The organism is Aeromonas sobria, from assembly GCF_050266975.1.
Taxonomy (GTDB): Bacteria; Pseudomonadota; Gammaproteobacteria; order Enterobacterales; family Aeromonadaceae; genus Aeromonas; species Aeromonas sobria_B.
This window is the reverse complement of sequence record NZ_JBKISU010000007.1, coordinates 17,566-42,190: the sequence shown is the minus strand read 5'-3', so window position 1 is coordinate 42,190 and position 24,625 is coordinate 17,566. Positions and strand designations below refer to the sequence as shown.

Below are 24,625 nucleotides of genomic sequence, written 5' to 3'. Positions count from 1 at the left end.
CTCGGCCCCATGGGGGCCGAGCAAAGATGACTATTAGAGGGCGCGATCGATACGGATGTCAATCGGCACTGTCGGAATTGTCGCTGTTGATACCGGGATCGATAAGCCTTCGAACGCCCCCTCCTTGTTCATGACGTTGCCCCCCTCGGAGAGGCGCGCCTTGAACTGCAGCTCAGGGTTGGCCTCGAGCTTGCTGCCCTCGATCATGGCATCCCCATCCCCGAGGGAGAGGGTGAGCGGCAGCCTGGGATCCTGGATACGTTTGACCGCGATCGGCATGGGTGAGCCATTGGGCACCACGGCAAACACGAACAGATAGGGATCCTTGGGCATCTGGATGCCGGGCGCCAGGGTGATGTGCAGGGGATACTCCCCCGCCTTCACCGCCGGGGCAGCTTCATCCTGAGCACGGGTCGCACTCGGCGCACGCTTGGCCAGCTGCTGCTGCGCATATTCGATGGAGCGCTGGATCATCACCTCCCGGTTCGATCCCTTCTCCATCAGGGGCAGCATGGCCTGCCAGCGGGCGATGGCCGTCTCGAAGTCCTCTTTTTGTAGCGCCATGAAGGCATAGGTGGAGCGCGCCTCCAGATCCTGGGGATCGCTGGCGATGGCCTGCCGGAGCAGGGTATCGGCCTTGTCCTCGTCGCCGCTCATCATCAGCGCCTGGGCATAGGGTACCGTCACCAGGCGTCTGTCCGGCGCCATCTTGTAGGCGCGCTCGAGGGCGCCGAGGGCGGTGTCGGGGTCGTTGCCATCCAGGGCCAGACGCCCCAGCAGCAGCCAGCCGCGGTAATCATCGGGCTCTTCGGCCAGCCGGGTTCGCAGCCCCAGCATGAAGTCCTGCAGATCCTGCTCGGTCACCTCGCTGTCCCGCTCGATCAGGATGCGGTTGCTGAGCTCGGGCAGGCGGGCATTGACCGACTGCCAGTGCCGCACCTCCTGCCAGGCACCGAGCTTGGCGTAGAGCCCGAGACTCACCACCACCAATACCAGGACGCCGGGGATCCAGAGCAGGCTGCGCCCGGCGCGGGCGGTCTGCTCCACATCCGGGATGTCGTCGAGCAGGCTGCGCTGCAGCTCCACCAGGGATTCCGCCTCCTCGGCCAGGATCCCCTGCTCGCGCTCCTCGCCGATTTCCAGCACCCGCTGGCGATAGAGCGCCTTGTTGAGGGCGGAACGGCTGATGGTGTGATGGCTGCCCGTCCGCAGCAGCGGCAGGGCCAGGGTCAGGCTCACCAGTGCCAGCAAGGCAATGATGGCAATCCAGAATGCGGTCATGGTTTTTCTTCCTCTTTGAGCAGCGCCGCCAGACGGTTGCGCTCCTCCTCACTCAATTCTTGCGGGGCGGCCTGTCTGGCCTTGGGCACCTTGCGGGCCCGCGCCAGCACCACCCCGAGGCCGATCACTATCACCCCGAGCGGACCCAGCCAGAGGATCAGGGTGGAGGCCATCATGGGCGGGTCATAGAGGATGAAGTTGCCGTAGCGCGCCACCATGTAATCGATGACCTCCTGCTTCTCCTTGCCCTGATGCACCATCTGGTAGGTCTTGTCCCGCAGATCCTTGGCCAGCCCCGCATTGGAGTCGGCGATGTCCTGGTTCTGGCACTTGGGACAGCGCAGCTCGCGGGTCAGCTCGCGAAAGGTCTGCTCCTGCTGTTCATTGTCGAACTGGTAGACGTCGATGGCCGCCAGGCCCAGGGCAGGGCTGAGCAGCGCCAGGGTCAGCAGCAGGGGAGTCAGGGTGGATCGCATCATTTCATCGCCTCATAGATGGGCCTGAGGGTGGACTGCCACACCTGGGGGTTGACGTCCCCCACGTGGCGATAGCGAATGATGCCCTGGCTGTCGATGAAGAAAGTCTCGGGGGCGCCGTAGACGCCGAGATCCAGCCCCAGCATGCCGTCCGGATCGTAGAGGTTGACCTGGTAGGGGTCACCCAGCTCGGCGAGCCATTTCAGGGCCTTGTCGCGCTCGTCCTTGTAGTTCATGCCGACGATGGCCACCCCCTGCCCCGCCAGCTCCTTGAGATAGGTGTGCTCGGCGTAACAGGTGGGGCACCAGGTGGCCCAGACGTTGAGCAGCATGGGGCGCCCCTTGAACAGCTGGCTGTCATGCTGCTTGTCGAGATCCTGCAGATCCTGCAGGGTGAACAGGGGCACCTCCTTGCCGACCATCACGGACTCCAGCTTGCGGGGGTCGGAATAGAGCCCCTTGAACAGAAACAGGGCCCCCAGCATGAAGATGATGAAGGGGATCAGAAACAACCAGGTCTTCTTGCTCATGGCTTGGCCTCCTCCTCACGACGGCCGAAACGATAGCGCTTGTCCAGCATGGCGAGTACGCCGCCGATGGCCATGAAGACGCCGCCAAACCAGATCCAGCGCACGAACGGCTTGTAGTAGATGCGCACCGCCCAGGCCCCATTGTCCAGGGGCTCGCCGAGCGCCGCATAGAGATCCCGGGTGAGGCCGGCATCGATGGCCGCCTCCGTCATCGGCATGCGGCTGACGATATAGTTGCGCTTCTCCGGCTTGAGCAGGGCCACCTGCTTGCCGTCGCGATGGACCTCCAATATGCCCTTGAAGCCTTCGTAGTTGGGGCCGTTCTTCTCCTGGATGCCGGCGAAGACGAACTCGTAATCGGCGAAGTGCACCCTGTCCCCGGCCTGCATGCGCAGATCCTTCTCGATGCTGTAGTTCTGGGTGCAGGCGATGCCGATGATGCTGACCGCCAGCCCCACATGACCCAGGATCATGGCCCAGTGGCTGTTGCCAAGGCGGCGCACCCCGGTGGCGAAGCCGTGCTTGTGGGTGGCCCGCACCCAGGTCTCCTGGATGCTGGTGATGATGATCCAGGCGCCGAGGCCAATGCCGAGCGCGGCCCAGGGCTTGAACGCCTCGGCGAAGAGCCAGGGCAGCAGCAGGGCGGCGGCCAGGCTCAGCACCAGGGCGAGGATCACCTTGCCCTTGAGCTCCCCCAGGGCCTGACGGCGCCAGCGAAACAGCGGGCCCAGCCCCAGCAGGGCGGCGAACGGAATGATGAGCCAGCTGTAGATATGGTTGAAGAAGGGGGTACCAATGGAGATGCTGCCAAGCCCCAGCTCCTTGTGCACCAGGGGCAGCAGGGTGCCCAGCAGCACGGCGAGCAGGCCCGCCACCAGCAGGACGTTGTTGCCAAGGAGCAGGGTCTCCCGGCTCCACAGCTCGTGCTTGCCGTGGCTCTTGACCTGGGAGCCCTTGAAGGCGAACAGCAGCAAGGAGCTGCCTATCACCGCCAGCAGGAAACCCAGGATGAAGAGGCCCCGGGTCGGATCCGAGGCAAAGGCGTGGACCGAGACCAGCACCCCGGAGCGCACCAGGAAGGTCCCCAGCAGGCTCAGGGAGAAGGCCGAGAGCGCCAGCAGCACTGTCCAGGCCTTGAAGGTGGCCCGCTTCTCGCTCACCGCCAGGGAATGGAGCAACGCAGTGCCCGCCAGCCAGGGCATGAAGGAGGCGTTTTCCACCGGATCCCAGAACCACCAGCCACCCCAGCCGAGTTCGTAATAGGCCCACCAGGAGCCGAGCACTATGCCCAGGGTCAGGAAGACCCAGGCCGCCATGGTCCAGGGTCTGGACCAGCGCGCCCAGGTGGCGTCCAGACGCCCCGTCATCAGGGAGGCGATGGCGAAGGCGAAAGCCACCGAGAAGCCCACGTAGCCCATGTAGAGCATGGGGGGATGGAAGATGAGGCCGGGATCCTGCAACAGGGGGTTGAGATCGCGCCCATCCACCGGGAAGTACGGCAGGGTACGGGTGAAAGGATCCGAGGTGAACAGCACGAAGGCGGTGAAGCCCACCGCGATGAGGCCGAGCACCCCCAGCACCCGCGCCACCGCATCGAGCGGCAGGCTGCGGCTGAACAGGGCCACGGCCGCGGTCCAGCCCCCCAGGGTCAGCACCCAGAGCAGCAATGAGCCCTCATGGGCGCCCCACACCGCCGATATCCGGTATTGCAGCGGCAACAGGCTGTTGGAGTTGCCGGCCACATACTGCACCGTGAAGTCGTTGTCGATGAAGGCCCAGGTCAGGCAGAGGAAGGAGAGCAGCAGCAGCAGGAACTGGGCATAGGCGAGCGGACGGGCCGCCTGCATCATGCCAATGCGTCCCCACTTGGCGCCAATCAAGGGGTAGCTGCCGAGCAGCAGCGAGGTGGCGAAGGCCAGGATCAGGGAGAACTGACCCAGTTCCGGGATCATTGGCTATTTCCTTTCGATGGCAGAGTGAAACGAGGCAAGCACCGGGCCGACGGGATCATGACTTGCTCCCCTGCAGCTGCGCCTCTGTGTATTCCGGCTTGTAGTGCTGCATCCCCTTGAGGGCATCGGCCACCTCCGGCGGCATATAGTTCTCGTCGTGCTTGGCCAGCACCTCGAACGCCGCCACCGTTCTGGCGTCCTCCAGGGTGCCCTGGGCCACTATGCCCTGCCCCTCGCGAAACAGATCCGGCAGTATGCCGTCATAGGTGACGGTGACCCGCTCGCCGCTGGCGTCGATGAGATCGAAGGCGACCCGCAGGCTCTGGGCGTCCCGCTTGACCGAGCCCGGCACCACCATGCCGCCGATGCGCAGTCGCTGCCCCTCCTCGGGTTTGACCTTGTCCGGCCCCTTGCCCTGCACCAGCTCCCCCGGGGTGTAGAAGAGGTCTATGTTCTGGCTCAGGGCATAGAGCATCAGGCCGATGGCGGCGGCAATGCCGGTGCTGATGGCCAGTATGATGGTCAGACGCTTCTTGCGGCGCGGGTTCATAACAGGATCTCCGTCGAAGATGAGGCGGGGAAAGGGGCCGGGAGGCTCACAGGGTATTCTCCATCTGCCGGGCCGCCTGGCGGCGGGACTCGCGAGCCTGCTTGTTGCGCAGCGCCTCCAGCAGGCTGCGTCGCTTGAGGCGCGTGCTCACTATGATGCCGATGAGGCTGAGCCAGGAGAGGCCGAAGGAGAGCCAGACATAGAAGCCGTAACCGCCCATGGCCAGAAAGTCGCTCAAAGAAGAGAAGTGCATGTCATTGCTCCCGCTCGGCCAGGGCCTTGACCCAGGGTCTGTGCCACTCGCGCATGATCAACTCGTTGCGAAAACGCATCAGGGTCAGGGCGCCGAGGAAGGTGGCGAACGCCACTATCATCACCAGCAGGGGCCAGAGCATGCTGGGGGCGATGGAAGGCTTGGCCAGCTTGGTGATGCTGGCGCCCTGATGCAGGGTGTTCCACCACTCCACCGAGTAGTGGATGATGGGCAGATTGATGACGCCGACCAGGGCCAGGATACCGGCGGCGCGGCCCGCCACCACCTTGTCGCTGAAGGCGTTGTAGAGGGCGATGACCCCCAGGTAGAGAAACAGCAGTATGAGTTCCGAGGTGAGCCTGGCATCCCATACCCACCAGGCGCCCCACATGGGCTTGCCCCAGGCGGCGCCGGTGAGCAGGGCGATGAAGGTGAACACGGCGCCGACCGGGGCGATGGCGGCTACCGTCATGTCCGCCATGCGCAGTTGCCACACCATGCCGATGAAGGCGGCGATGGCCATGGTGGAGTAGGCCCCCATGGAGAGAATGGCGGCGGGCACATGGAGATAGATGATCCGGAAGGAGTCACCCTGCTGATAGTCGGCGGGGGCGAAGGCCAGCCCCCAGACGGTGCCTATGATGAAGGCGAGCAGGCTGATCACGGCAAACCAGGGCAGTAGCCGACCGGCCAGGCGATAGGCCTGCTCCGGCTTGGCGTAGGGGTGCAACCATTTCCACATAGCTCACAAAACCTTTCTGTTATTGATATCGTCGGCGCCGCCTACCTTACTCACTGCTCCCGGCGTGCAAATACCCCGAAAGAAATAAGCGGCACTCTCCTTGATCCATCGCAACCTATTGGCCCGCAAAGGGCGGCGTCGGGCCCGGCCGGCGCGCGCATTATCCCCGACCAATGCCAACCCAGGGTGAACGGGGTCGGCGAAGAGGATCAATATTTCCTCATGCCCGTCAGTTCACACTCACTGCGCCGCCGAGATGGCGAACGGGGTCGACGAAGGGGATCCATATCTCCTCACCCCCGTCAGTTCACACTCACCCGCAGCGCCGCCGAGACCGCGAACGGGGTCATGGTCAGGGCCCCCGCCAGCATGGCCCCCAGGATGGCGAGCTGGCCGCTGTAGGGCAACCCCATGCTCGCCGCCTCGATGGCCGAGGTGGCAAAGATGAGCACAGGGATATAGAGCGGCAGAATGAGCAGGCTGAGCAGCACGCCCCCCTTGCGCAGCGCCACCGTCAAGGCCACCCCGATGGACCCCAGCAGGCTGAGGATGGGGGTGCCCAGGGCCAGGGTCGCCGCCATGGCGAGCCAGGTATGCATGTCCAGGGAGAGCAGCACGGCGATGAGGGGCGAGATGAGCAGCAAGGGCAGCCCGGTCAGCAGCCAGTGGGCCGTCACCTTGGCCAGGGCCAGCAGGCCCAGGGGATGGGGCATCAGCATCATCTGCTCCAGGGCACCGTCGGCAAAATCATCCCGAAACAGCCGCTCCAGGGAGAGCATGGCCGCCAGCAGGGCCGCCACCCAGATGATGCCGGGGGCAATGCGCGCCAGCAGCTGGGGCTCTGGGCCTATTCCCAGGGGGAAGAGGGTGATGACGATGAGGAAGAACCAGAGCGGATTGAGGATGTCGGCCCGCTGGCGAAACGCCATCAGCAGCTCGCGCCGGATCAGGGTCAGCACGGCGTTCAGCATGCGGCCTCCATGGGGCGAGACGCGAGGGAGAGGGTCTTGATCCGCCCCTGCATCAGGCTCATCTCCTGGTGGGTGGTGAGCACCACCATGCCGCCGCGCTCGGCATGGTCCAGCATCAGCCGCTCCAGCACCTTGACCCCCTGCTTGTCGATGGCGGTGAAGGGCTCGTCAAGCACCCAGAGCGCCGGGCGCTCGCTCAGCCAGAGCCGGGCCAGGGCCACCCGTCGCTGCTGCCCCGCCGAGAGCTGGGCGCTGGGGTAATCCTCGAAGCCGGCCAGACCCACCCGGGCCAGGATCTGCCACAGATCCGCGCCCTCGGCATCGGCCTGATGCAGCCGCTGGTAGAAGCCGAGGTTCTCGAGGGGGGTGAGCCCTCCCTTGACCCCGGGCTGATGGCCCAGGTAGAGCAGCTGGCCGTGATATTCGTCGCGGCAGTGGCGGATGTTCTCGCCATTCCAGCGCACCTCGCCGGCAAACGGCTGGGACAGGCCGATGAGCAGGCGCAGCAGGCTGGTCTTGCCCACCCCGTTCGGGCCCTCGATTTGCAGCAGATCGCCGGGGGAGACGGAGAAGGAGAGGTGCTCAAACAGGGTGCGATCTTCACGCACGCAGCCCAGATTGTGAACGTCAAGCAGCATGGGGACGGGTTCAGATGAAAAAGGAGCGGCCTGCATCTTAACACAGTATTGGAATGGGTCTTTTCAAAGATGGGCAGCCGGCGTCGGTTTTGTGGGGGAGATCCCGCTGCGGGCGATTCCCTTGCCGGCGAGCGCAGGGACAGGAGATCACGGCGGGAGAAAAGACAACGGGAAGGCCGCAGCCTTCCCGGGGATCAGGGTCGACCCTTTCGCAATGAGATCAACAACTCGGCTTCCGCCTTCGGCAGCTCGCACTCGTTCATCACCTCGTCCAGATCCGCCCCCAGCTCCACCATCTTGGCGGCGCGGCTGTAGAGCCGGCGATCCGGATCCTGCAGGGTCAGCTCCTGCTGGCGATCCCCCAGCTGCTGCGCCAGGGTCTCGACCCCTTGCAGCCGCTGGCCCATGCCGATGGCCCCGCTGTGCAGCTCCATCATCTGCTTGCGCAGACTCTCGAGCTGCCCCTGCAGGGCCGCCGCCTTCGCCTCGGACTCCTGCCCGGCCCGGCGCGCCTGGCGCCATCCGGCCAGTGCCACCCCCAGCGCCAGCAGGGACAACCCCAAGGCAATCGCTTCAACTATCAATGCGTCATCCTCATCTGCTCGCGCCAGGCTCAGCCCGGCGCACGGGCCGGCATCGCCCCGGCAAAGGGGATCAACCGACCTCATCCATTGGCCGCAGCCTTAGAGGGAGCCGATATCGTCCCACTCTTCGTCTGACAGCAGCTTGTTGAGATCCACCAGGATCAGCAGTTGGCCATCGCGATTGCTGACCCCCTGAATGAACTTGGCGCTCTCCTCGGTGCCCACGGCGGGCGCCGCGTCTATCTCGGAGGAACGAAGGTAAACCACCTCGGCCACGCTGTCGACCATGATGCCGATCACCTGCTTCTCCGCCTCTATGATGACGATGCGGGAGTTTTCACTCACCTCACCGCCGGGCAGACCGAAACGGGAGCGGGTGTCGATGACGGTCACCACGTTGCCGCGTAGGTTGATGATGCCGAGCACATAGTCGGGCGCACCGGGCACAGGGGCGATCTCGGTGTAGCGCAACACCTCCTGCACCTGCATCACGTTGATGCCATATGTCTCGTTCTCGAGCTGGAAGGTGACCCACTGCAACACTTCGTCTTCCGCCAGATTCTGGGCAATATTGCGCTTTTCTGTCATGTCTTGTTCCTTGTATGAAAACGTCTCGTTCCGGCGAAGGGTGGCGATCAGCGCCCCGTGATATTGACGCCCCGCGCCAGCAGTACCAGCAACTCCCTGACGTGAAGCAGGGCACACATCTTCTCCTTGACCATGCCGGCGAGCCAGGGGCGCTTGCCCTCCTGATGGCGCCACTTGACCTGATCCCGGTGCAACAGCTCGGTCCCTTTCAGGTGGTGGCAGGCCAGTCCCCAGTTGGACTCACCCAGCATGATCAGATATTGATAATCGGTCACCTCGAGATCCTGGTCCGGCATCACCCAGAGGGCGGTATCCACCACGCTCATCTGCTGCTCGCGCTGGGTCATGATGCCACGATACCACTTGGGCTGACCAAACAGGGCGCTGACCTCCCCCAGTTGATGAATGCCGCCAAGCTCCATCAGGGGCACGGCGAAGGTGACCCCGGCCACCTCGAAGAAGAGGGCCTGAAACTCGTTGCCCACCTCGATGTTCTGCCAGTCCTCCGGCGCCGGGGCGACCACGGCGGCCTCGAGGCTGGCGGTCTGCACCTCGGGCGGGGCAAGCGGCGCCGCCTCCATCAGCCCCTGGGGGAGCACTGTCTCGACCGCGGTCTCGATCTCCACCTTGAGCTCGGGCTGGGCCGCCAGCGCACTCGGCACAGGGCTAGCCTCGCTCGCCAGGGCGAAGGCATCGCTCTGCGCCTCCTGGCCCAGGGCATCCATGTCGACCCGCACCTTGCTCACCTGGGCCAGCAGCTCGCTCAGCTGGGCCCTGCGCTCGGGCTCCACCTCGGCATAGGGGGCGGCGGCGCGCTGGCGCAGCGCCAGGGGCTGACGGGCCGGGGCCAGGGTCGGCGCCTCCTCTTGCAGCAGCTCCTCTTGCAACAAATCATCGATCAACAGCGAATGGAAATAATCATCCATCGCCCGGGTCTGGGTGATTTCACTCATACCACCACCTCCTGCACCCGTTTACGCTCCAGGGCGTCCAGGTGGGTCAATAACGTCTGATAGGCATAACAACCCCGGCTGCCGGGGGCAAAGATCGAGGGCGGCATGTGCTGCAGGCTGGCATCCCGAAACTTGGTGTCGATGGGGATGACGGCATTCCACACCGCCTCGCCATACTGCTCCTTGATGGACTGCAACGTCATCAGGGAGGCCCGGGTCCGCTTGTCAAACATGGTCGGGATCACGGTGAAGCGGAACTTGTCGCGCTTGGAACGCTGCATGATCTCGAAGGTCTTCATCATCCGCTCCAACCCCTTCAGGGCCAGGAATTCGGTCTGCACCGGCACCAGGATGCGATCGCAGGCGGCCAGGGCATTGACCATCATGACCCCCAATACGGGGGGACAATCGATCAGCACATAATCATAGCTGTCCTGGATGCGCAGCAGCGCCCGTTTGAGCACCAGCCCCATCCCCTCCCGATTGCCCATCACCCTGTCCAGGGTGGCCAGGGTGATGGAGGCCGGCAGCAGGCTGATGTTGTCGAACCGGGTCTTGAGGGTCACCTTGTTGACCAGTTCGGCACTGGGCTTGACCACCTGGAACAGCTCGTAGAGGGTCCCCTCGAGCCGATCCGAGTCATAGTCGAAATAGGAGGTGAGGGAGGCATGGGGATCCGTGTCGATCAGCAACACCCTGTGCCCCTTCTGGGCGAGGATCCCGGCCAGTGAGACGACTGTGGTGGTTTTACCTACCCCACCCTTTTGATTGGCAACCGCCCAGACAATCACAGTGTTAATCCTGTCTCGTGGTAATTCGTATGCCGCCGCCCGGTAAGGCAATGACGTTGATGTCCTGTGCGTCCGGCCGAGGCGCCGCCGCTTCGCGCCTGGCCATGACGGGCTCGGGGGTCGGGGCGACCGGGGCCACCCAGCGCAGGCGGGAGATGGCCACCACCACCTGGCGATTCTTGGCCCTGCCGGCCTCGGTTTCATTGCTGGCGAAAGGGGAAAACTCGCCATACGCCTCGAAGGCCAGCCGCTCCGGCCGCACGCCCTCGGCAATGAGGGCGCCGAGCACCGCCTCTGCCCTGGCCGCGGACAGCGCCCAGTTGGAGCTGAAAATCTCATTATGGATCTGCTGGTTATCGGTATAGCCCCTCACCCTCACATAGTTATCGACCGGTTTGAGAATACTTGAGAGGCTATTGAGCAGGGGCGAGGCATTGGGCCCCATGAAGGCGCTGCCGCTCGAGAACAGCAGCGCCGAATCCAGGGCGATATTGAGCCACTCCTCGTCCCGCTTGATGTCGATGAGACCGGCATCCTGCAAGGGAGCCAGCGCCTTGCGCAACCGATCGTCCAGCTCGGCCAGGGGCTCTCCCTCCTGGGCGATGGGGACCCCGGAGATGGGGGCCAGGGCGCTCGCCTGGGCCTGGGCCGTCTCGGCAAGCAGGGGCTTGCCCGAGGCGCCGGCCGGGGGCAGGATGGCGGGGCCTTCCCGCTCCAGCAGCCCCTCCCCTTGCAGGGGGCGCCCCTCGAAGGCCTGGGTCATCCCCTCGATCACCGCCCGGTACTTGTCCTTGTCGACCATGGCCACCGAATAGAGCACCACGAACAGGGCGAAGATCAGGGTCATGTAATCGGCATAGGAGACCAGCCAGCGGTCCAGCTGCTCGTGGCCCCTCAGGTGAAGACGATAGCGCTTGCGCATGCTCACTCCCCCTTGAGGTAACTCTTGAGCCGCCGCTCCAGCTGCAGGCTGTTGTCGCCATGGGCGATGGCCAGCAGCCCCTCCAGGGTCATCTCCTGATAGAGGCCATAGTGGTAATGGAAGGCGCGCAGCCTGTTGCCCAGGGGCAGGTAGATCAGGTTGGCAAAGCCCACCCCGTAGATGGTCGCCACGAAGGCCACGGCGATGCCGGCGCCGAGCGCCGCCGGATCCTCCAGGTGAAACATGGCCTGGATGAGACCCAGCACCGCCCCTATGATGCCGATGGTCGGGCTATAGCCCCCCATGGCCTCGAACACCCGGGCCGCGTGTTCGTTGCGCTCCTGGCTGAGGTCGATGTCGGACTCGAGCAGCTGGCGCATCTGCTCCACCGCCACCCCGTCCACCAGCATGGCCAGCCCCTGGCGGGTGAAGGGATCCGTCTCCTCGTCCGCCGACGCCTCCAGAGCCAGCAGCCCCTGCTGGCGAGCCAGCTGAGCCCAGCGTTGCAGCCGCTCCCCCTGGCGGGCCAGATCCCAGGCCGGGGGATTGAACACCCAGCCAAGCTGGGCGCAGGCTTGCAACAGGTACTGGCGCGGGGTCTGCAGTATCACGGCACCCAGGGTGCCTCCCACCACGATGAGGAAGGCGGGACCGTCGAGCAGGGTCTGCAAGCTGCCCCCATGCCACCACTGGGCGAGGGCGATGGCCACCAGGGCCAGCAACAGACCGAGCCATCCCATCTAGCGGCCCAACTCGACCAGGATGCGCTGGGCGACCCTGTCCAGGGGCAGGGATTCGGAGGCGATGCCCGCCTTGGCGACCGCCTGGGGCATGCCGTAGACCACGCAGGAAGCCTCGTCCTGGGCCCAGATGGTGGCCCCCTGCTCCTTGAGCAGGCGAGCCCCGTCACGGCCATCGGCCCCCATGCCGGTCAGGACGATGGCCAGCACCTTGTCGCCATAGGTCTTGGCGGCGGAGGCGAAGGTGATGTCGACACAGGGCTTGTAGTTGACCTTGTCGTTGCCGTCGATGATGCGAAGACGGGCGCCGGCGCCGCGTCCCTCCAGCAGCATCTGCTTGCCCCCCGGCGCCAGATAGGCGTGACCGGGCTTGAGCACGTCGCCATCCTGCGCCTCCTTGACCCCGATCTGGCACAAGCCGTTCAAGCGCGCGGCGAAGGCGGCGGTGAAGGTGGCCGGCATGTGCTGGATCAGCAGGATCGGATGGGGGAAATCCAGGGGCAGCTTGGTCAGCACGTTCTGCAAGGCGACCGGGCCGCCGGTGGAGGTGCCGATGGCCACCAGCTGATAGCTCTTGCCGCTGCGCTTGAAGCTGGCGGCAGGCTGAGGCCGCTCCGCCAACGGGGGGCGTTCGGCCAGCGGGGAGCGCTCGCGCAGGGCGGTGGCGGGCGCCGCCTTGGCGATGGGGGCGCTCGCCACCGGTTGCGGGCGGGCGGACATCAGGAAGCGTTTGCGGGCTATCTCCTTGACCCGCTGCTGCAGCAGGCGGACCGCCTCGTCCTTGTCACGGGCGATGTCTTCGAACTTCTTGGGCAAAAAATCCAGGGCCCCGGCGTCCAGGGCATCCAGGGTGGAGCGGGCCCCCTCATGGGTCAGAGAGGAGAACATCAATATGGGGGTGGGGCACTTGGCCATGATCTCCCGCACCGCACTGATGCCATCGAGCACGGGCATCTCTATGTCCATGGTGATGACATCGGGGCGCAGGGCGATGGCCTTGTCCACCGCCTCACGGCCGTTCTGGGCCGTGTCGATGACGGTCAGCTGGGGATCCTGATTGATGATCTCGCTGACCCGGCGGCGGAAGAAGCTCGAATCGTCGACGACTAATACCTTGACTGCCATTGTTATTTTTCTAACTCCTTGGACCCGAAGGATTATTGTCTGCGCGCATAGGCCTTGAGCAGGCTGGGCACATCGAGGATGAGCGCGATGCCGCCATCACTGGTGATGGTGGCGCCCGCCATGCCCGGCGTGCCCTGGAGCAGGTTGTCCAGCGGCTTGATCACCACCTCTTCCTGCCCGATGAGATTGTCGACCACGAAGCCGACCTGCTGGGTCCCGATCTGGACGATGACCACGTGGCCCGACTCCTGGTTGCCCTGGCGTCTGGCGCCGCGCATCAGCCACTTGTGCAGGTAGAACAGGGGGATCGCCTTGTCGCGCACTATGATGGTGAGCTGGCCGTCCACCACATTGGCCTTCTTCAGATCCAGGTGGAAGATCTCGTTGACGCAGCCGAGCGGCAGCGCGAAGGTCTGCTCCCCCACTTCGACCATCAGGGTCGGCAGGATGGCCAGGGTCAGGGGTACCTTGATCTCGAGGCGGGTGCCCTTGCCGAAGGTGGAGTCGATGTGCACCGAGCCGTTGAGGCTGACGATGCTGGTCTTGACCACGTCCATGCCGACGCCGCGGCCCGAGATGTCGGAGATCTCGGCCTTGGTGGAGAAACCGGGGGCGAAGATCAGGTTGTAGGCATCGGTGTCGCTCATGCGCGCGGCGCTGTCGGCATCGAGCACGCCACGGCTGATGGCGATGGACTTGAGCTTCTCCGGATCCATGCCGGCGCCGTCATCCTCGATGCAGAGCAGGATGTGATCCCCCTGCTGGGAGGCGCTCAGGGTGATGGTGCCCTGACGGGGCTTGCCCGCCTTCTCCCGCACGTCCGGCATCTCGACGCCGTGGTCGCAGGAGTTGCGCACCAGGTGAACCAGGGGATCGGCCAGGGCCTCCACCAGGTTCTTGTCAAGGTCGGTCTCCTCCCCCACCATGACCAGTTCGATCTCTTTCTTCAGGCTGCGGGCGAGGTCGCGCACCACCCGGGGGAAGCGGCCAAACACCTTCTTGATGGGCTGCATGCGGGTCTTCATGACCGCCCCCTGCAGATCCGCCGTCACCACATCCAGGTTGGCGACCGCCTTGGACATCTCTTCGTCGTTGCTGGCGATGCCGAGGCTCACCAGGCGGTTACGCACCAGCACCAGCTCCCCCACCATGTTCATGATGACGTCCAGGGTCTTGGTGTCGACCCGCACCGTGCTGTCGCTCTGGACGGCGGCGGCGTTCTCGGGGGCCGCAGGCTTGGGCGCGGCCTTGCCGGCCAGGGGGGCCTGAGCGGCGGCGGGGGACGATGGCTGGACGGCCGCCTTGGCGGCCACCGGGGCCGGCGCGGCGGGAGACGATGGCTGGGCGGCCACCGGCTCGGCCCGAGTCGGGGCGGCCGGGGTCGCCGACTTCATGGTGACGGCGGGGCCCTGGCCACGGCCATGGAGCTCGTCGAGCAGGCGCTCGAACTCGTCATCATCGATGAGGGCATCCACCTCGCTTTGCACCGACTGCAGCGGATTGGGGGTCGGAGCCCCCAGATGCTGGCCCTGACCATGGAGTTGATCGAGCAGGGCTTCGAATTCGTCGTCGGTGATGTCGCCGCTGGCCGCGGGGGCCGGGGCGGGAGAAGGGGCGGCCTGGGTCGGCGCGCCGCCGGCTCCGTGCAGCTCGTCGAGCAGGCGCTCGAACTCGTCGTCGGAGATCTCGTCTATGGTGCCGCCACCGCCGGCCAGGGGCGCAGGGGCGATCTCGGGTTCGGGTTCGGGGGCGACCACAGGGGCCGCACTGACGCTGGAGACGCTCAGCAGCTGCTCCTCCCCCTGGGGCTTGCACAGCTCATGGAGGTCGTGCAGCAGCTCGGGAGCGGCGGCGCTGATCGGCTCACGGTTCTGGACCTGGGCGAACATCACATTGATGGCATCGAGGGCCTGCAGGATCACGTCCATCAGCTCGGCGCTGAGGGTTCGCTTGCCGTTGCGCAACATGTCGAACAGGTTCTCGGCCCCATGGCAGACGTCCACCAGCTCGGTCAGCGACAGGAAACCGGCGCCCCCCTTGACGGTGTGAAAACCGCGAAAGATGGCGTTGAGCAGGTTCTTGTCGTCGGGGCGCTTCTCGAGTTCGACCAGTTGTTCAGACAACTGTTCCAAAATTTCGGATGCTTCGACCAGAAAGTCTTGCAGTATGTCTTCATCAACTTCGAAGGCCATTCGTCACTCCATTAGAATCCGGGGTTGAACAACTGATCCGTCCCTGTCACAGGGGGCTCTGGGCGGAGGCTGCCGGCCTCGTCTCCCATCGGGACGCGGCAGACGGCACAACAGAGCCCTGTATCTCATCGAGCGCGAGCCCGGGCGGCAGACCGTTAAAATCCGAGGCTGGACAGCAGATCGTCCACATCATCCTGACCGTTGACCACGTCGCTGCGGGTATGCGGATTCATGATGGGGCCTTCCGCCTCAATGCCGTTGATGGGCGCCTTGGGGGCACTCGGTTCGGCCGAGGCGTCCCCGAACATGGTCAGCATCTCGATAAGCTTGGTCTCGACCTCCTGCACCAGGGTGATCACCCGGCGGATCATTTGGCCGGTCAAGTCCTGGAAATCCTGAGCCATCAGGATATCGGTCAGCAGTTGTCGTAATTTATCGGCATCGGATTCGGAAGCCTTAATAAAATCATCCAGTTGATGGCAGAGTGCCTTGAACTGTCCCAGGCCGAGTTCCCGCGACATCAGGGCCTGCCAGTTCGGCAGTACCAACTGGATATTGTCATTGAGGCGATCGGCGATGGGCAGGCTGGCCTCGACGGCATCCATGGTGCGATTGGCCGCCTTGTCCGTCATGTCGATGACATAGCTGAGCCGCTCGCGGGCATCGGGTATCTCCTCATTGGCGAGGGAGGGCAGCCTGGGGTCGAGCTGGAAGTCGCGCAGGGAGTCGTGCAACTGGCGGGTCAGCTGGCCGACCTTGTCGAACAGGGCGGCCGCATTGGGGGCGCAGATGTCGGCGAGCAGGTCGTCGGCCGACTCGAACTCGCCCTGTTCCAGGTGGGCGACCAGCCTTCTCGCCTGCTCGAGGGAGATAATGGCACTCGTTTTGGCCGTCATGGCGGACCCCTTAGCCGATCCGCTCGAAGATCTTGTCGAGTTTCTCTTTGAGGGTGGCGGCGGTGAACGGCTTGACGATGTAACCGTTGACGCCGGCCTGGGCCGCTTCGATGATCTGCTCGCGCTTGGCTTCGGCGGTGACCATCAGCACCGGCAGGTGCTTGAGCTTGTCGTCGAGGCGGATCGCCTTGAGCAGGTCGATGCCCTGCATGCCGGGCATGTTCCAGTCGGTGACCACGAACTGATAGTCGCCATTTTTCAGCATGGGCAGCGCCGTGTTGCCATCGTCCGCCTCATGGGTGTTATTGAAGCCGAGATCGCGCAGCAAGTTCTTGATAATCCGGCGCATTGTCGAAAAGTCATCGACGATGAGGATTTTCATGTTCTTGTCCAAATTTTCCTCCTAGATAGCCGCCAGGGCGGCTCACTCATATGATGCGTTAGCGCAGGTTGCAGGGTGCGGATTATGCCTGAGAGTCGGGGGCCAGTGTAGCCATGACGCGCTTATGCGTGCCAATCTCGCAGGCGAGCACGCAATCTGTGCATCGCCTGGCTGTGGATCTGGCTCACCCGAGACTCACTTACGTTCAATACTTCACCAATCTCGCGCAGGTTCAACTCTTCGTCGTAGTAGAGGGAGAGCACCAGGGCTTCCCGCTCCGGCAGACGGCCTATGTTCTCGGCCAGGGCCGCCTGGAAGCGCTCCGCCGCCAGCTCGTCGAAGCCGAGGTTGTTGCCCGCCTCCGGTCCGCCGATGACGTCTTCACTCACCCCCAGATCCTCGATGCCGATGATCTTGCCGCAGGAGACATCCTGCAGCATGGCGTGATACTCGCCAAGGCCCACCCCCATATAGGCGGCCACCTCGGTGTCGCGGGCATCGCGGCCATGGGCCTGCTCCACGTTCTCGATGGCGTCCGCTATGGTGCGGCTGTTGCGGTGAACCGAACGGGGCACCCAGTCGCCACGGCGGATCTCGTCGAGCATGGCGCCGCGAATGCGGATGCCGGCATAGGTCTCGAAACTGGCGCCCTTGCTGCCGTCAAAGTTGCGAGAGGCCTCGAGCAGCCCAATCATACCTGCCTGGATCAGGTCATCCAGCAAGACACTGCTCGGCAGACGAGCCAACAGATGCTGGGCGATCCGTTTCACCAACGGAGCGTGGCGCTCCACCAGCACATAGGAATCCTGATGACGCAGGTAGGCTTGGGCTTTATTCACGAGATCCTTCCTCTGTGATGGCCGGTTTTTGCAGCAGATTTTCCAGGAAGAACTCCAGGTGACCGCCCGGCTGGTGCGGGATGGGCCAGCTGGCCGCCTTGTTGGCCAGGGCGCGGAACGCCAGGGCGGCCGGCGACTTGGGGAAGGCCTCGACGATCAGTTTCTGCTTGCGCACCGCGGCACGCAAGTTGGTGTCATAGGGAATGCAGGCGACCAGCTCCAGGGAGGTATCGAGGAAACGGTCGGTCACCCGGGTCAGCTTGGCATAGAGCTCCTGGCCTTCTCGCAGGGAGCGCACCATGTTCGCCACCACCTTGAAGCGGAACACGCCGTGATCCTTGGAGAGGATCTTGATGAGGGCGTAGGCATCCGTGATGGAGGTAGGCTCGTCGCACACCACCACCATGATGTCTTGCGCGGCGCGGGTGAAGCTCAGCACCATGTCGGAGATGCCGGCGGCCGTGTCCACCAGCAGGATGTCGACCTGGGTCTTCATCTCGCTGAAGGCACGGATCAGCCCCACGTGCTGGGCCGGCGACAGCTCGACCATGGACTGGGTGCCCGAGGTGGCCGGCACTATCATCATGCCGTAGGGGCCCTCGACGATGATGTCGTCCAGGGTGCACTCCCCCGCCAGCACGTGGGAGAGGTTGCGGTGCACCCTCAGCCCCAGCATGACGTCGACGTTGGCCAGACCCAGGTCAGCATCCAGCACCATCACCCGCTTGCCCTGGGCCGCCATGGCACCGGCCACGTTCAGGGTGACGTTGGTCTTGCCGACGCCCCCCTTGCCACCGGAGACGGCGATCACTTTCACTCGGTTATTTGAACGCATTTTGCGCAGACCACTCGCCTGATCCATAGGTATGTTACTCATAAGAATCTGAATCCTCGCCCTCACCAAACCCCGCGCCCCAGAAGTAGGGCTCTTCGCTCTCCCGGTCCAGCGACCCCATGGCCGCGCCGACGAGCTGGGCCGCGTTGGCTATCTGAATATCTTCCGGAACCCGCTGACCATCTGTGATGTAGCTGATGGGCAACGCATTCTGGATGCACACATTGATCACTTCCCCCAGATTGATGCTCTCGTCCAGCTTGGTGAGGATGCAGCCGGAGAGGGGAATGCGGCGAAAGTGATCCATGGCCTCCTGCATGACCCGGCGCTGGGATGTCGCCGACATCACCAGGTAGCTGCGGATCTGCACCTTGGCACTCTTGACCAGGGTGTCGAGCTGTTCGGTCAACCTGACATCCCGCTGCCCCATGCCGGCGGTATCGATCAATACCAGGCGGCGGTGGCGGAATTGATAGAGGGCGCTGGCCAGCTCCTCGGCATCGCGCACCTGGCGCACCGGGCAGCCCATGATGCGCCCATAGGTTTGCAGCTGTTCGTGGGCGCCGATCCGGTAGTTGTCCGTGGTGATGAGCGCCACCTGCTCGGCGCCATATTTCATGGCAAAACGGGCCGCCAGCTTGGCGATGGTGGTGGTCTTGCCCACCCCGGTCGGCCCGAGCAACGCCACCGCGCCCCCCTGGCGCAGGATCTCGTCCTCGCTCACCTTGAGCTGGGCGGTCAGCACCTCGGCCAGCTGGGCCAGGGCCTGATGAATGGACATCTCTTCCGGGATGAGGCCCGCCAGCTGATCGGCGAAGGCATCATCGAACCCTATCTTCTTGAGCTCCTTGATGAGCAGGGCCCGCATCGGCTCGCGGCGTTCCACCTCCTGCCACATCAGGCCGGAGATCTGGTGCTCCAACAGCTTGCGGATGGAGGCCATCTCCTGGCGCATCCCTTCCATCTCCTGGTCGCGCTGGGGCTGGGGCGCCCGCGCCGGTGCGGGCCTGGCCCTGGGCTTGGCCGGTTGCGGGGCGGCCCAGTTGCCCTGCTCCGCCAGGGTACGGGGCGCCTCGGCCGCCTGGGGCGCCGGACGCCCTGCCCCCAGTCCGCTCGACTGGTTCGGGGTCAACTGCTGCTGGCGAGCCAGCAGGGCGGCCAGGGTATCGGCATACTGCTCATTGCGGCTCTGGCCGCCGGCGGGCGCCTCGCCGCGCCCAGGGGCCGGTCGCGCCACCTGACGCGCCGCAGACGAAATATTGACGCTCTCTTCGTTCAACTGGCGGCGAACCGGCACATCCCTCGGGATCGTGACCTGGGATTGATAGTCGATGGCGGCGACGATCTCGACCCCGCCGGTGACCTTTTTGTTGGACATGATGACGGCGTCCGGCCCGAGAGTCTCTTTGACCTCGGCCAGGGCCGTGCGCATATCCTTGGCAAAAAACCGCTTAATCTTCACCCGTCATCTCCGCTAACTAGTGCTGCCCTACCGCGCTGACAATACGGATCTGCTTGTCATCCGGTACTTCCTGATAGGACAGGACGCGCAATCCTGGAATGGCATTCTTGACAAACTTGGCCAGGGTATTTCTCAGGATCCCCGATGTCAGAAGCACCGCCGGTTGACCTTCCAATTCTTGCCGCTGGGTGGCCTCGAGCAGGGAGCGCTGCATCCGCTCCGCCAGGCCCGGCTCTATGCCGGCCCCTTCGCCCCCACCCGCCTGCAAGGATTGATGCAATATACGTTCCAACTCTGGCGCCAAGGTGATGACGGGCAGCTCGGGATCCGGGCCCGCTATCTCCTGCACGATGAGGCGACGCAGGGCGATGCGGCAGGCCGCGGTCAACACCTCGGGATCCGGGCTACGGGGTCCGTATTCCACCAGGGTCTGCAGTATGGTGCGCATGTCGCGAATAGGCACGCCCTCATTGAGGAGATTCTGCAACACCTTGACCAGGTTGCCCATGGTGATCACCTCGGGAACCAGCCCTTCCACCAGCTTGCCCTGATGTTTTCCTATCATGTCCAGCAGCTGCTGCACCTCGTCATGGCCGAGCAGCAGGGCCGCCTGGTTGGAGAGGATCTGGCTCAGGTGGGTGGCGACCACGGTGGCGGCGTCCACCACCGTATAGCCCAGGGTCTGGGCCTGGGAGACCTGATCCTTGCCGACCCAGACCGCCTCCAGCCCGAAGGCGGGGTCCTGGGTGGGGATGCCCTGGATCTGGCCGAACACCTGGCCCGGGTTGATGGCCATCTCCTTGTCGTGGTAGACGTTCGCCTCCCCCGTGCTCACCCCCATCAGGGTGATGCGGTACTGGTTCGGCGCCAGATCCAGGTTGTCGCGGATATGCACCGCCGGCACCAGGAAGCCCAGCTCCTGGGAGAGCTTCTTGCGCACCCCCTTGATCCGGTTGAGCAGCTCCCCGCCCTGGCTCTTGTCCACCAGGGGGATGAGCTGATAGCCGACCTCGAGGCCAATGATGTCCACCGGCATGACGTCGTCCCAGCTCAAGTCCTTCTGCTCCACGGGCGCATCCCCGTTGGCCGGCAAGAGTTCACCGCTCGCCGCCTTGGCCTGGTTCTGCTTCTCCCGGCGCAGCAGCCACCAGGCACCGGCCGCGGCCACGGCCCCCAGGCTCAGGAAGGCCAGGTGCGGCATGCCGGGCACCAGCCCCATCATCAGCAGGATGCTGGCGGAGATGACCAGGGCCTTGGGATTGTCGAACAGCTGGCCCAGCATGGCGGTGCCCATGTCCTGATCCGTGTTCTGGCGGGTCACTATGATGGCGGCGGCGATGGAGAGCAGCAGGGAGGGGATCTGGGCCACCAGGCCGTCACCGATGGCGAGCAGGGTATAGACCTCTGCCGCCTCGCCGAAGCTGAGCTGGTGCTGCATCATGCCGATGATGAAGCCGCCGATGATGTTGATGAAGAGGATCATGATGCCGGCGATGGCATCCCCCTTGACGAACTTGGAAGCACCGTCCATGGAGCCGTAGAAGTCCGCCTCCTGGGTCACATCGGCGCGGCGCTTGCGCGCTTCCTCCTGATTGATGAGGCCGGCGTTCAGGTCCGCATCGATGGCCATCTGCTTGCCGGGCATGGCGTCCAGGGTGAAGCGGGCGCTGACTTCAGAAATCCGCCCGGCACCCTTGGTGACCACCACGAAGTTGATGATGACCAGGATGAGGAAGACGATGATGCCCACCGCATAGTTGCCGCCGATCACCACGTTGCCAAACGCCTCGATCACATGACCGGCGGCGTCGCCCCCGTTGTGGCCCTCCAGCAGCACCACCCGGGTCGAGGCGACGTTGAGGGCAAGACGCAGCAGGGTCGCTATCAGCAGCACGGTCGGGAAGGCGGCAAATTCCAGGGGACGGCGGGTGTAGACGGCCACCAGCAGCACCACGATGGAGAGGGCGATATTGAAGGAGAACAGGGTATCGAGCATCAGGGGCGGGATGGGCAGCACCACCATGCCGAGGGAGGCCAACACCAGCAGCGGCGTGCCGAGCCCCTTGCCCACTATCCCGCGGTACGCTTTCAATCGGCCCAATGATGCCCGCACTGTCATGACGATTCTCAGTTCTTGATCCCAGATGAGGGGGATTAAAGCAAACATCGAGCCAATAAAGCAATTTACTGATTTGTAATGCTTTTATTTTGACTGTGTCAGAAGTTTGTCAGATGCGGCGTACTTGGCTGTCTTGCGGAGGAATAAGCGATCCCCAGGGCTGCGGGCGACGGCCCCGGCGTTAGTTGCGATATTCCGGAGGAGAAGTGAACAAGTCCCTGCCAAGAGGCTGTGGGCAGCGGCGTTACTTGCGATATTCCGATGGAGAAGTGAGCAAGCTCCTTGCCAAGAGGCTGCGGACAGCGGCCTCCGGCGTTACTTCCGATATTCCGGAGGAGATGTGAACAGGTCCTTGCCCAGGGGCGGCGGGCCCCGGCGTCACTTGCGATATTCCGGGGGAGAGGTGAGCAGGTCCCTGCCAAGAGGCTGCGGGCGACGGCCTCGGCGTTACTTGCGGTATTCCGGAGGAGATGTGAGCAGATCCTTGCCAAGAGGCTGCGGACAGAGGCGACGGCCTCGGCGTTACTTGCGGTATTCCGGAGGAATGGGCAGATCCTTGCCAAGAGGCTGCGGGCGACGGCCCCGGCCACGGCGGAACTTCTTGAGCTGATAGACATAGGCCAGCACCTGAGCCACGGCGGCAAACAGCCCCTCGGGGATCTCCTGGCCAATCTCGGCGCTGTGGTAGATGGCGCGGGTCAGCGCCGGGGACGGCAGTATGGGGATCTCGTACTCCCGGCCTATCTCGCGGATCTTGAGCGCGACCTCGTCCACCCCCTTGGCCAGCACCTTGGGCGCCGCCCCCGGCTTGCCCTGATCGTATTGCAGCGCCACCGAGTAGTGGGTCGGGTTGGTGATGATGACATCGGCCTTGGGCACGTCCCCCATCATGCGCCGCGCCGCCATCTCCATCTGCAGGCGCCGGATGCGCCCCTTCACCTCGGGCTTGCCCTCGGAGTCCTTGTACTCGTCCTTGACCTCCTGCTTGGTCATCTTGAGCTGACGGGCGTGGTTCCAGCTCTGGAAGGGGACGTCGATGGCGACGATGGGCAGCAGGGCGCAGCAGAGGATGATCAGCATCCACAAAAACAGCTCGAGGGCATCGATGATGCCGCCGGGAAAGGCCTCCAGGGAGAGGTTGAGCAGGTGATCGAACTGGCTCGACAGCATCCACCAGGCAAACAGGGTGATGAACAGGACCTTGGCGATGGACTTGACCAGCTCCACCAGGGATTGCACCCCGAACATCCGCTTGAGACCGGCGAGGGGGCTGAGCTTGCTCCACTTGGGCATCATGGCCTGACTGGAGAAGTTGAGGCCCCCGAGCAGGGTATTGCCGATGAAGGCCGCCAGGGCCACCAGGGCGAACAGCAGCCCCAGGGGGAACACCACCTCGCCGATCAGGGTTGGCACCATGGTCCACATGGCGCTGGGGTCGAACGCCTGCTCCCGCTCCAGGGTAAAGCCCATGGTCATCACCTTGAGCATGGCGGTGGCCAGGGACTCCTTGACCATCAGCAGACCGAACACGGCGGCCAGCAGCACGCTGGCGGTGCCCAGCTCCTTGGAGCGGGCGATCTGCCCCTTCTCCCGGGCCTGTTGTAATCGCTTGCCCGTCGCCTGTTCGGTACGTTCCTGATCGGTATCAGCCATGGTGGCCTGCCTCCCGTGAGCAGGGGGCCGTCAGGGCCAGGGTCAATGTCCCTCCTTCAACCATGGGCGCCCCCCAGACACTGGGTCTCGATGAGCTGGCAGCCGGTCTCCTGCACCCGCTGCCAGAGGGCATCGAAGTGGCCGAGGAAGCCGCCTATGGTGAGCCAGAGGATGAAGAGCCCCGAGATCATGCTGACCGCAAAGCCGATGCTGAAGATGTTGAGCTGGGGGGCGGCCCGGGTCATGACCCCGAAGGCGAAGTTGATGAGCAGCAGGGCGACGATGGCGGAGAGAGACATCACCAGGGCCGCCTGGAACATGACGCCGAGAAAGCCCGCCAGGGTGCGCAGGGAGGCGACCGAGAGGCCGCCATTGCCCACCGGCAGGGTATCGAAGCTCAGGATCACCATGCGCAGCATGATGAGGTGACCGTCCAGGGCGAGGAACACCAGGGTCGCCAGCATCAGGTAGAACTGGCCCACCACGGGGGCGGACTGGCCGTTCATGGGATCCACCAGGGAGGCGAACCCCAGGCTGGTCTGCATGGAGATCACCTGGCCCGCCATCACGAAGCTCTCCATCAGAAACTGGGTCATCAGGCCGAGGGCCACCCCGATCAGGATCTGCTGGCCGAGGATCAGGAAACTGCCCAGGGAGAAGAGCGCCACCTGGGGCATGGGGGGCAACAGGGGGGCGATGAGGAAGCTGATGGCCAGCGAGAGCCCCATGCGCACATGCATGGGGGCCAGCTTGCTGCCAAACACCGCCATCACCATCAGCAGGCTGCTGATCCGCGCCAGGGGCCAGAGCACGGAGGCGAGCCACTCCAGGATGAGCTGGCTGGAGAAGGTCACGACCCCTGCCCCGCGCCGCTCATCCCACCACCTCGGGGATCTGGCTCACCATCAGCACGAAGAAGTCCATCAGGCTCTGCAGACCCCAGTGGGCACCCGCTCCCAGGGCCAGCAGGGTCACCACCAGCCGGGGCAGGAAGCTCAGGGTCTGTTCGTTGATGGAGGTGGCCGCCTGGAAGATGGCGACCACCAGCCCCACCATCAGGCTGGGCAGGATCACGGCACACACCATGATGGTGACCAGCCAGAGCGCCTCTCGAAACACGTCGACGAAGGTTTCCGGTGACATGGCGCCTC

At 64.4% G+C, this 24,625-nt stretch carries 26 protein-coding genes; all 26 read right to left on the bottom strand.

Annotation, left to right across the window (positions count from 1 at the left end; translation table 11 throughout):
• Nucleotides 1-33: 33 nt before the first annotated feature.
• Nucleotides 34-1,281 carry a c-type cytochrome biogenesis protein CcmI gene (gene ccmI / locus ACLHZ1_RS05640; protein ID WP_427261291.1) on the bottom strand — a complete coding sequence of 416 codons (1,248 nt, stop codon included), beginning with the start codon at nucleotides 1,279-1,281 and terminating at the stop codon, nucleotides 34-36.
• Nucleotides 1,278-1,757, bottom strand: coding sequence for a cytochrome c-type biogenesis protein (locus tag ACLHZ1_RS05635; RefSeq protein WP_427261371.1), 480 nt, complete (start codon nucleotides 1,755-1,757; stop codon nucleotides 1,278-1,280). The genes ccmI and ACLHZ1_RS05635 overlap by 4 nt, the downstream gene beginning before the upstream one ends.
• Nucleotides 1,757-2,287 carry a DsbE family thiol:disulfide interchange protein gene (locus tag ACLHZ1_RS05630; RefSeq protein WP_408797362.1) on the bottom strand — a complete coding sequence of 177 codons (531 nt, stop codon included), beginning with the start codon at nucleotides 2,285-2,287 and terminating at the stop codon, nucleotides 1,757-1,759. Before ACLHZ1_RS05630 ends, ACLHZ1_RS05635 begins: the two co-directional genes overlap by 1 nt.
• Entirely contained in the window at nucleotides 2,284-4,239 is a 1,956-nt protein-coding gene (locus ACLHZ1_RS05625) for a heme lyase CcmF/NrfE family subunit (RefSeq protein ID WP_408797364.1), read from the bottom strand. Before ACLHZ1_RS05625 ends, ACLHZ1_RS05630 begins: the two co-directional genes overlap by 4 nt.
• A 55-nt stretch (nucleotides 4,240-4,294) precedes the next feature.
• Nucleotides 4,295-4,789, bottom strand: a complete 495-nt coding sequence (gene ccmE / locus ACLHZ1_RS05620) for a cytochrome c maturation protein CcmE (protein WP_408797365.1) — start codon at nucleotides 4,787-4,789, stop codon at nucleotides 4,295-4,297.
• 46 nt (nucleotides 4,790-4,835) lie between these two features.
• Nucleotides 4,836-5,042, bottom strand: a complete 207-nt coding sequence (gene ccmD, locus ACLHZ1_RS05615) for a heme exporter protein CcmD (RefSeq protein WP_408797367.1) — start codon at nucleotides 5,040-5,042, stop codon at nucleotides 4,836-4,838.
• Nucleotide 5,043: 1 nt separating this feature from the next.
• Nucleotides 5,044-5,784, bottom strand: a complete 741-nt coding sequence (locus tag ACLHZ1_RS05610) for a heme ABC transporter permease (RefSeq protein ID WP_041993945.1) — start codon at nucleotides 5,782-5,784, stop codon at nucleotides 5,044-5,046.
• 302 nt (nucleotides 5,785-6,086) lie between these two features.
• Nucleotides 6,087-6,755, bottom strand: a complete 669-nt coding sequence (gene ccmB, locus ACLHZ1_RS05605) for a heme exporter protein CcmB (RefSeq protein ID WP_408797371.1) — start codon at nucleotides 6,753-6,755, stop codon at nucleotides 6,087-6,089.
• Entirely contained in the window at nucleotides 6,749-7,393 is a 645-nt protein-coding gene (ccmA, locus tag ACLHZ1_RS05600; RefSeq protein ID WP_427261290.1) for a cytochrome c biogenesis heme-transporting ATPase CcmA, read from the bottom strand. The genes ccmB and ccmA overlap by 7 nt, the downstream gene beginning before the upstream one ends.
• 194 nt (nucleotides 7,394-7,587) lie before the next feature.
• Nucleotides 7,588-7,974 (bottom strand): DUF2802 domain-containing protein, encoded by a 387-nt coding sequence (locus ACLHZ1_RS05595; protein WP_084205269.1) that lies wholly within the window; start codon nucleotides 7,972-7,974, stop codon nucleotides 7,588-7,590.
• Nucleotides 7,975-8,076: 102 nt separating this feature from the next.
• Nucleotides 8,077-8,565 carry a chemotaxis protein CheW gene (locus tag ACLHZ1_RS05590; protein WP_041993956.1) on the bottom strand — a complete coding sequence of 163 codons (489 nt, stop codon included), beginning with the start codon at nucleotides 8,563-8,565 and terminating at the stop codon, nucleotides 8,077-8,079.
• A gap of 47 nt (nucleotides 8,566-8,612) precedes the next feature.
• On the bottom strand, nucleotides 8,613-9,518 hold the full coding sequence (locus tag ACLHZ1_RS05585; RefSeq protein ID WP_427261289.1) for a chemotaxis protein CheW: 906 nt from the start codon (nucleotides 9,516-9,518) through the stop codon (nucleotides 8,613-8,615).
• Nucleotides 9,515-10,309, bottom strand: a complete 795-nt coding sequence (locus ACLHZ1_RS05580) for a ParA family protein (RefSeq protein WP_427261288.1) — start codon at nucleotides 10,307-10,309, stop codon at nucleotides 9,515-9,517. The genes ACLHZ1_RS05585 and ACLHZ1_RS05580 overlap by 4 nt, the downstream gene beginning before the upstream one ends.
• Nucleotides 10,310-10,313: 4 nt before the next feature.
• A complete protein-coding gene (locus tag ACLHZ1_RS05575) occupies nucleotides 10,314-11,231 on the bottom strand; it encodes an OmpA family protein (RefSeq protein WP_427261287.1) in 918 nt (305 codons plus the stop codon).
• Nucleotides 11,232-11,233: 2 nt separating this feature from the next.
• On the bottom strand, nucleotides 11,234-11,971 hold the full coding sequence (locus tag ACLHZ1_RS05570) for a flagellar motor protein (RefSeq protein WP_427261286.1): 738 nt from the start codon (nucleotides 11,969-11,971) through the stop codon (nucleotides 11,234-11,236).
• The gene (locus ACLHZ1_RS05565; protein ID WP_427261285.1) at nucleotides 11,972-13,096 is read right to left on the bottom strand and encodes a protein-glutamate methylesterase/protein-glutamine glutaminase; all 1,125 of its coding nucleotides are present in this window, start codon (nucleotides 13,094-13,096) and stop codon (nucleotides 11,972-11,974) included.
• A gap of 32 nt (nucleotides 13,097-13,128) precedes the next feature.
• A complete protein-coding gene (locus tag ACLHZ1_RS05560; RefSeq protein WP_427261284.1) occupies nucleotides 13,129-15,288 on the bottom strand; it encodes a chemotaxis protein CheA in 2,160 nt (719 codons plus the stop codon).
• Between the two features lie 155 nt (nucleotides 15,289-15,443).
• Nucleotides 15,444-16,184, bottom strand: coding sequence for a protein phosphatase CheZ (locus ACLHZ1_RS05555; protein ID WP_427261283.1), 741 nt, complete (start codon nucleotides 16,182-16,184; stop codon nucleotides 15,444-15,446).
• Between the two features lie 10 nt (nucleotides 16,185-16,194).
• Nucleotides 16,195-16,566: a chemotaxis response regulator CheY gene (gene cheY / locus ACLHZ1_RS05550; RefSeq protein ID WP_425320766.1), complete on the bottom strand. Its 372-nt coding sequence runs from the start codon at nucleotides 16,564-16,566 to the stop codon at nucleotides 16,195-16,197.
• A gap of 122 nt (nucleotides 16,567-16,688) precedes the next feature.
• The gene (locus tag ACLHZ1_RS05545; protein WP_408797386.1) at nucleotides 16,689-17,405 is read right to left on the bottom strand and encodes an RNA polymerase sigma factor FliA; all 717 of its coding nucleotides are present in this window, start codon (nucleotides 17,403-17,405) and stop codon (nucleotides 16,689-16,691) included.
• On the bottom strand, nucleotides 17,398-18,282 hold the full coding sequence (locus ACLHZ1_RS05540) for a MinD/ParA family protein (RefSeq protein WP_041993984.1): 885 nt from the start codon (nucleotides 18,280-18,282) through the stop codon (nucleotides 17,398-17,400). The genes ACLHZ1_RS05545 and ACLHZ1_RS05540 overlap by 8 nt, the downstream gene beginning before the upstream one ends.
• Entirely contained in the window at nucleotides 18,275-19,702 is a 1,428-nt protein-coding gene (gene flhF, locus ACLHZ1_RS05535) for a flagellar biosynthesis protein FlhF (protein ID WP_408797391.1), read from the bottom strand. The genes ACLHZ1_RS05540 and flhF overlap by 8 nt, the downstream gene beginning before the upstream one ends.
• Nucleotides 19,703-19,718: 16 nt before the next feature.
• Nucleotides 19,719-21,821: a flagellar biosynthesis protein FlhA gene (gene flhA, locus ACLHZ1_RS05530; protein WP_427261282.1), complete on the bottom strand. Its 2,103-nt coding sequence runs from the start codon at nucleotides 21,819-21,821 to the stop codon at nucleotides 19,719-19,721.
• A 522-nt stretch (nucleotides 21,822-22,343) separates the two neighbouring features.
• Complete coding sequence (flhB, locus tag ACLHZ1_RS05525) at nucleotides 22,344-23,474, bottom strand: flagellar biosynthesis protein FlhB (protein ID WP_427261281.1); 1,131 nt, start codon at nucleotides 23,472-23,474, stop codon at nucleotides 22,344-22,346.
• A gap of 56 nt (nucleotides 23,475-23,530) precedes the next feature.
• Nucleotides 23,531-24,328 (bottom strand): flagellar biosynthetic protein FliR, encoded by a 798-nt coding sequence (gene fliR, locus ACLHZ1_RS05520; protein ID WP_408797394.1) that lies wholly within the window; start codon nucleotides 24,326-24,328, stop codon nucleotides 23,531-23,533.
• Nucleotides 24,329-24,347: 19 nt separating this feature from the next.
• Entirely contained in the window at nucleotides 24,348-24,617 is a 270-nt protein-coding gene (gene fliQ, locus ACLHZ1_RS05515; protein ID WP_041993999.1) for a flagellar biosynthesis protein FliQ, read from the bottom strand.
• Nucleotides 24,618-24,625: the final 8 nt, after the last annotated feature.

Bases quoted from the DNA above. Each gene is read 5' to 3' on its own strand.
- ccmI (WP_427261291.1), bottom strand. From the start codon at position 1,281: ATGACCGCATTCTGGATTGCCATCATTGCCTTGCTGGCACTGGTGAGC.
- ACLHZ1_RS05635 (WP_427261371.1), bottom strand. From the start codon at position 1,757: ATGCGATCCACCCTGACTCCCCTGCTGCTGACCCTGGCGCTGCTCAGC.
- ACLHZ1_RS05630 (WP_408797362.1), bottom strand. From the start codon at position 2,287: ATGAGCAAGAAGACCTGGTTGTTTCTGATCCCCTTCATCATCTTCATG.
- ACLHZ1_RS05625 (WP_408797364.1), bottom strand. From the start codon at position 4,239: ATGATCCCGGAACTGGGTCAGTTCTCCCTGATCCTGGCCTTCGCCACC.
- ccmE (WP_408797365.1), bottom strand. From the start codon at position 4,789: ATGAACCCGCGCCGCAAGAAGCGTCTGACCATCATACTGGCCATCAGC.
- ccmD (WP_408797367.1), bottom strand. From the start codon at position 5,042: ATGCACTTCTCTTCTTTGAGCGACTTTCTGGCCATGGGCGGTTACGGC.
- ACLHZ1_RS05610 (WP_041993945.1), bottom strand. From the start codon at position 5,784: ATGTGGAAATGGTTGCACCCCTACGCCAAGCCGGAGCAGGCCTATCGC.
- ccmB (WP_408797371.1), bottom strand. From the start codon at position 6,755: ATGCTGAACGCCGTGCTGACCCTGATCCGGCGCGAGCTGCTGATGGCG.
- ccmA (WP_427261290.1), bottom strand. From the start codon at position 7,393: ATGCTGCTTGACGTTCACAATCTGGGCTGCGTGCGTGAAGATCGCACC.
- ACLHZ1_RS05590 (WP_041993956.1), bottom strand. From the start codon at position 8,565: ATGACAGAAAAGCGCAATATTGCCCAGAATCTGGCGGAAGACGAAGTG.
- ACLHZ1_RS05585 (WP_427261289.1), bottom strand. From the start codon at position 9,518: ATGAGTGAAATCACCCAGACCCGGGCGATGGATGATTATTTCCATTCG.
- ACLHZ1_RS05575 (WP_427261287.1), bottom strand. From the start codon at position 11,231: ATGCGCAAGCGCTATCGTCTTCACCTGAGGGGCCACGAGCAGCTGGAC.
- ACLHZ1_RS05570 (WP_427261286.1), bottom strand. From the start codon at position 11,971: ATGGGATGGCTCGGTCTGTTGCTGGCCCTGGTGGCCATCGCCCTCGCC.
- ACLHZ1_RS05565 (WP_427261285.1), bottom strand. From the start codon at position 13,096: ATGGCAGTCAAGGTATTAGTCGTCGACGATTCGAGCTTCTTCCGCCGC.
- ACLHZ1_RS05560 (WP_427261284.1), bottom strand. From the start codon at position 15,288: ATGGCCTTCGAAGTTGATGAAGACATACTGCAAGACTTTCTGGTCGAA.
- ACLHZ1_RS05555 (WP_427261283.1), bottom strand. From the start codon at position 16,184: ATGACGGCCAAAACGAGTGCCATTATCTCCCTCGAGCAGGCGAGAAGG.
- cheY (WP_425320766.1), bottom strand. From the start codon at position 16,566: ATGAAAATCCTCATCGTCGATGACTTTTCGACAATGCGCCGGATTATC.
- ACLHZ1_RS05540 (WP_041993984.1), bottom strand. From the start codon at position 18,282: ATGAGTAACATACCTATGGATCAGGCGAGTGGTCTGCGCAAAATGCGT.
- flhA (WP_427261282.1), bottom strand. From the start codon at position 21,821: ATGACAGTGCGGGCATCATTGGGCCGATTGAAAGCGTACCGCGGGATA.
- flhB (WP_427261281.1), bottom strand. From the start codon at position 23,474: ATGGCTGATACCGATCAGGAACGTACCGAACAGGCGACGGGCAAGCGA.
- fliQ (WP_041993999.1), bottom strand. From the start codon at position 24,617: ATGTCACCGGAAACCTTCGTCGACGTGTTTCGAGAGGCGCTCTGGCTG.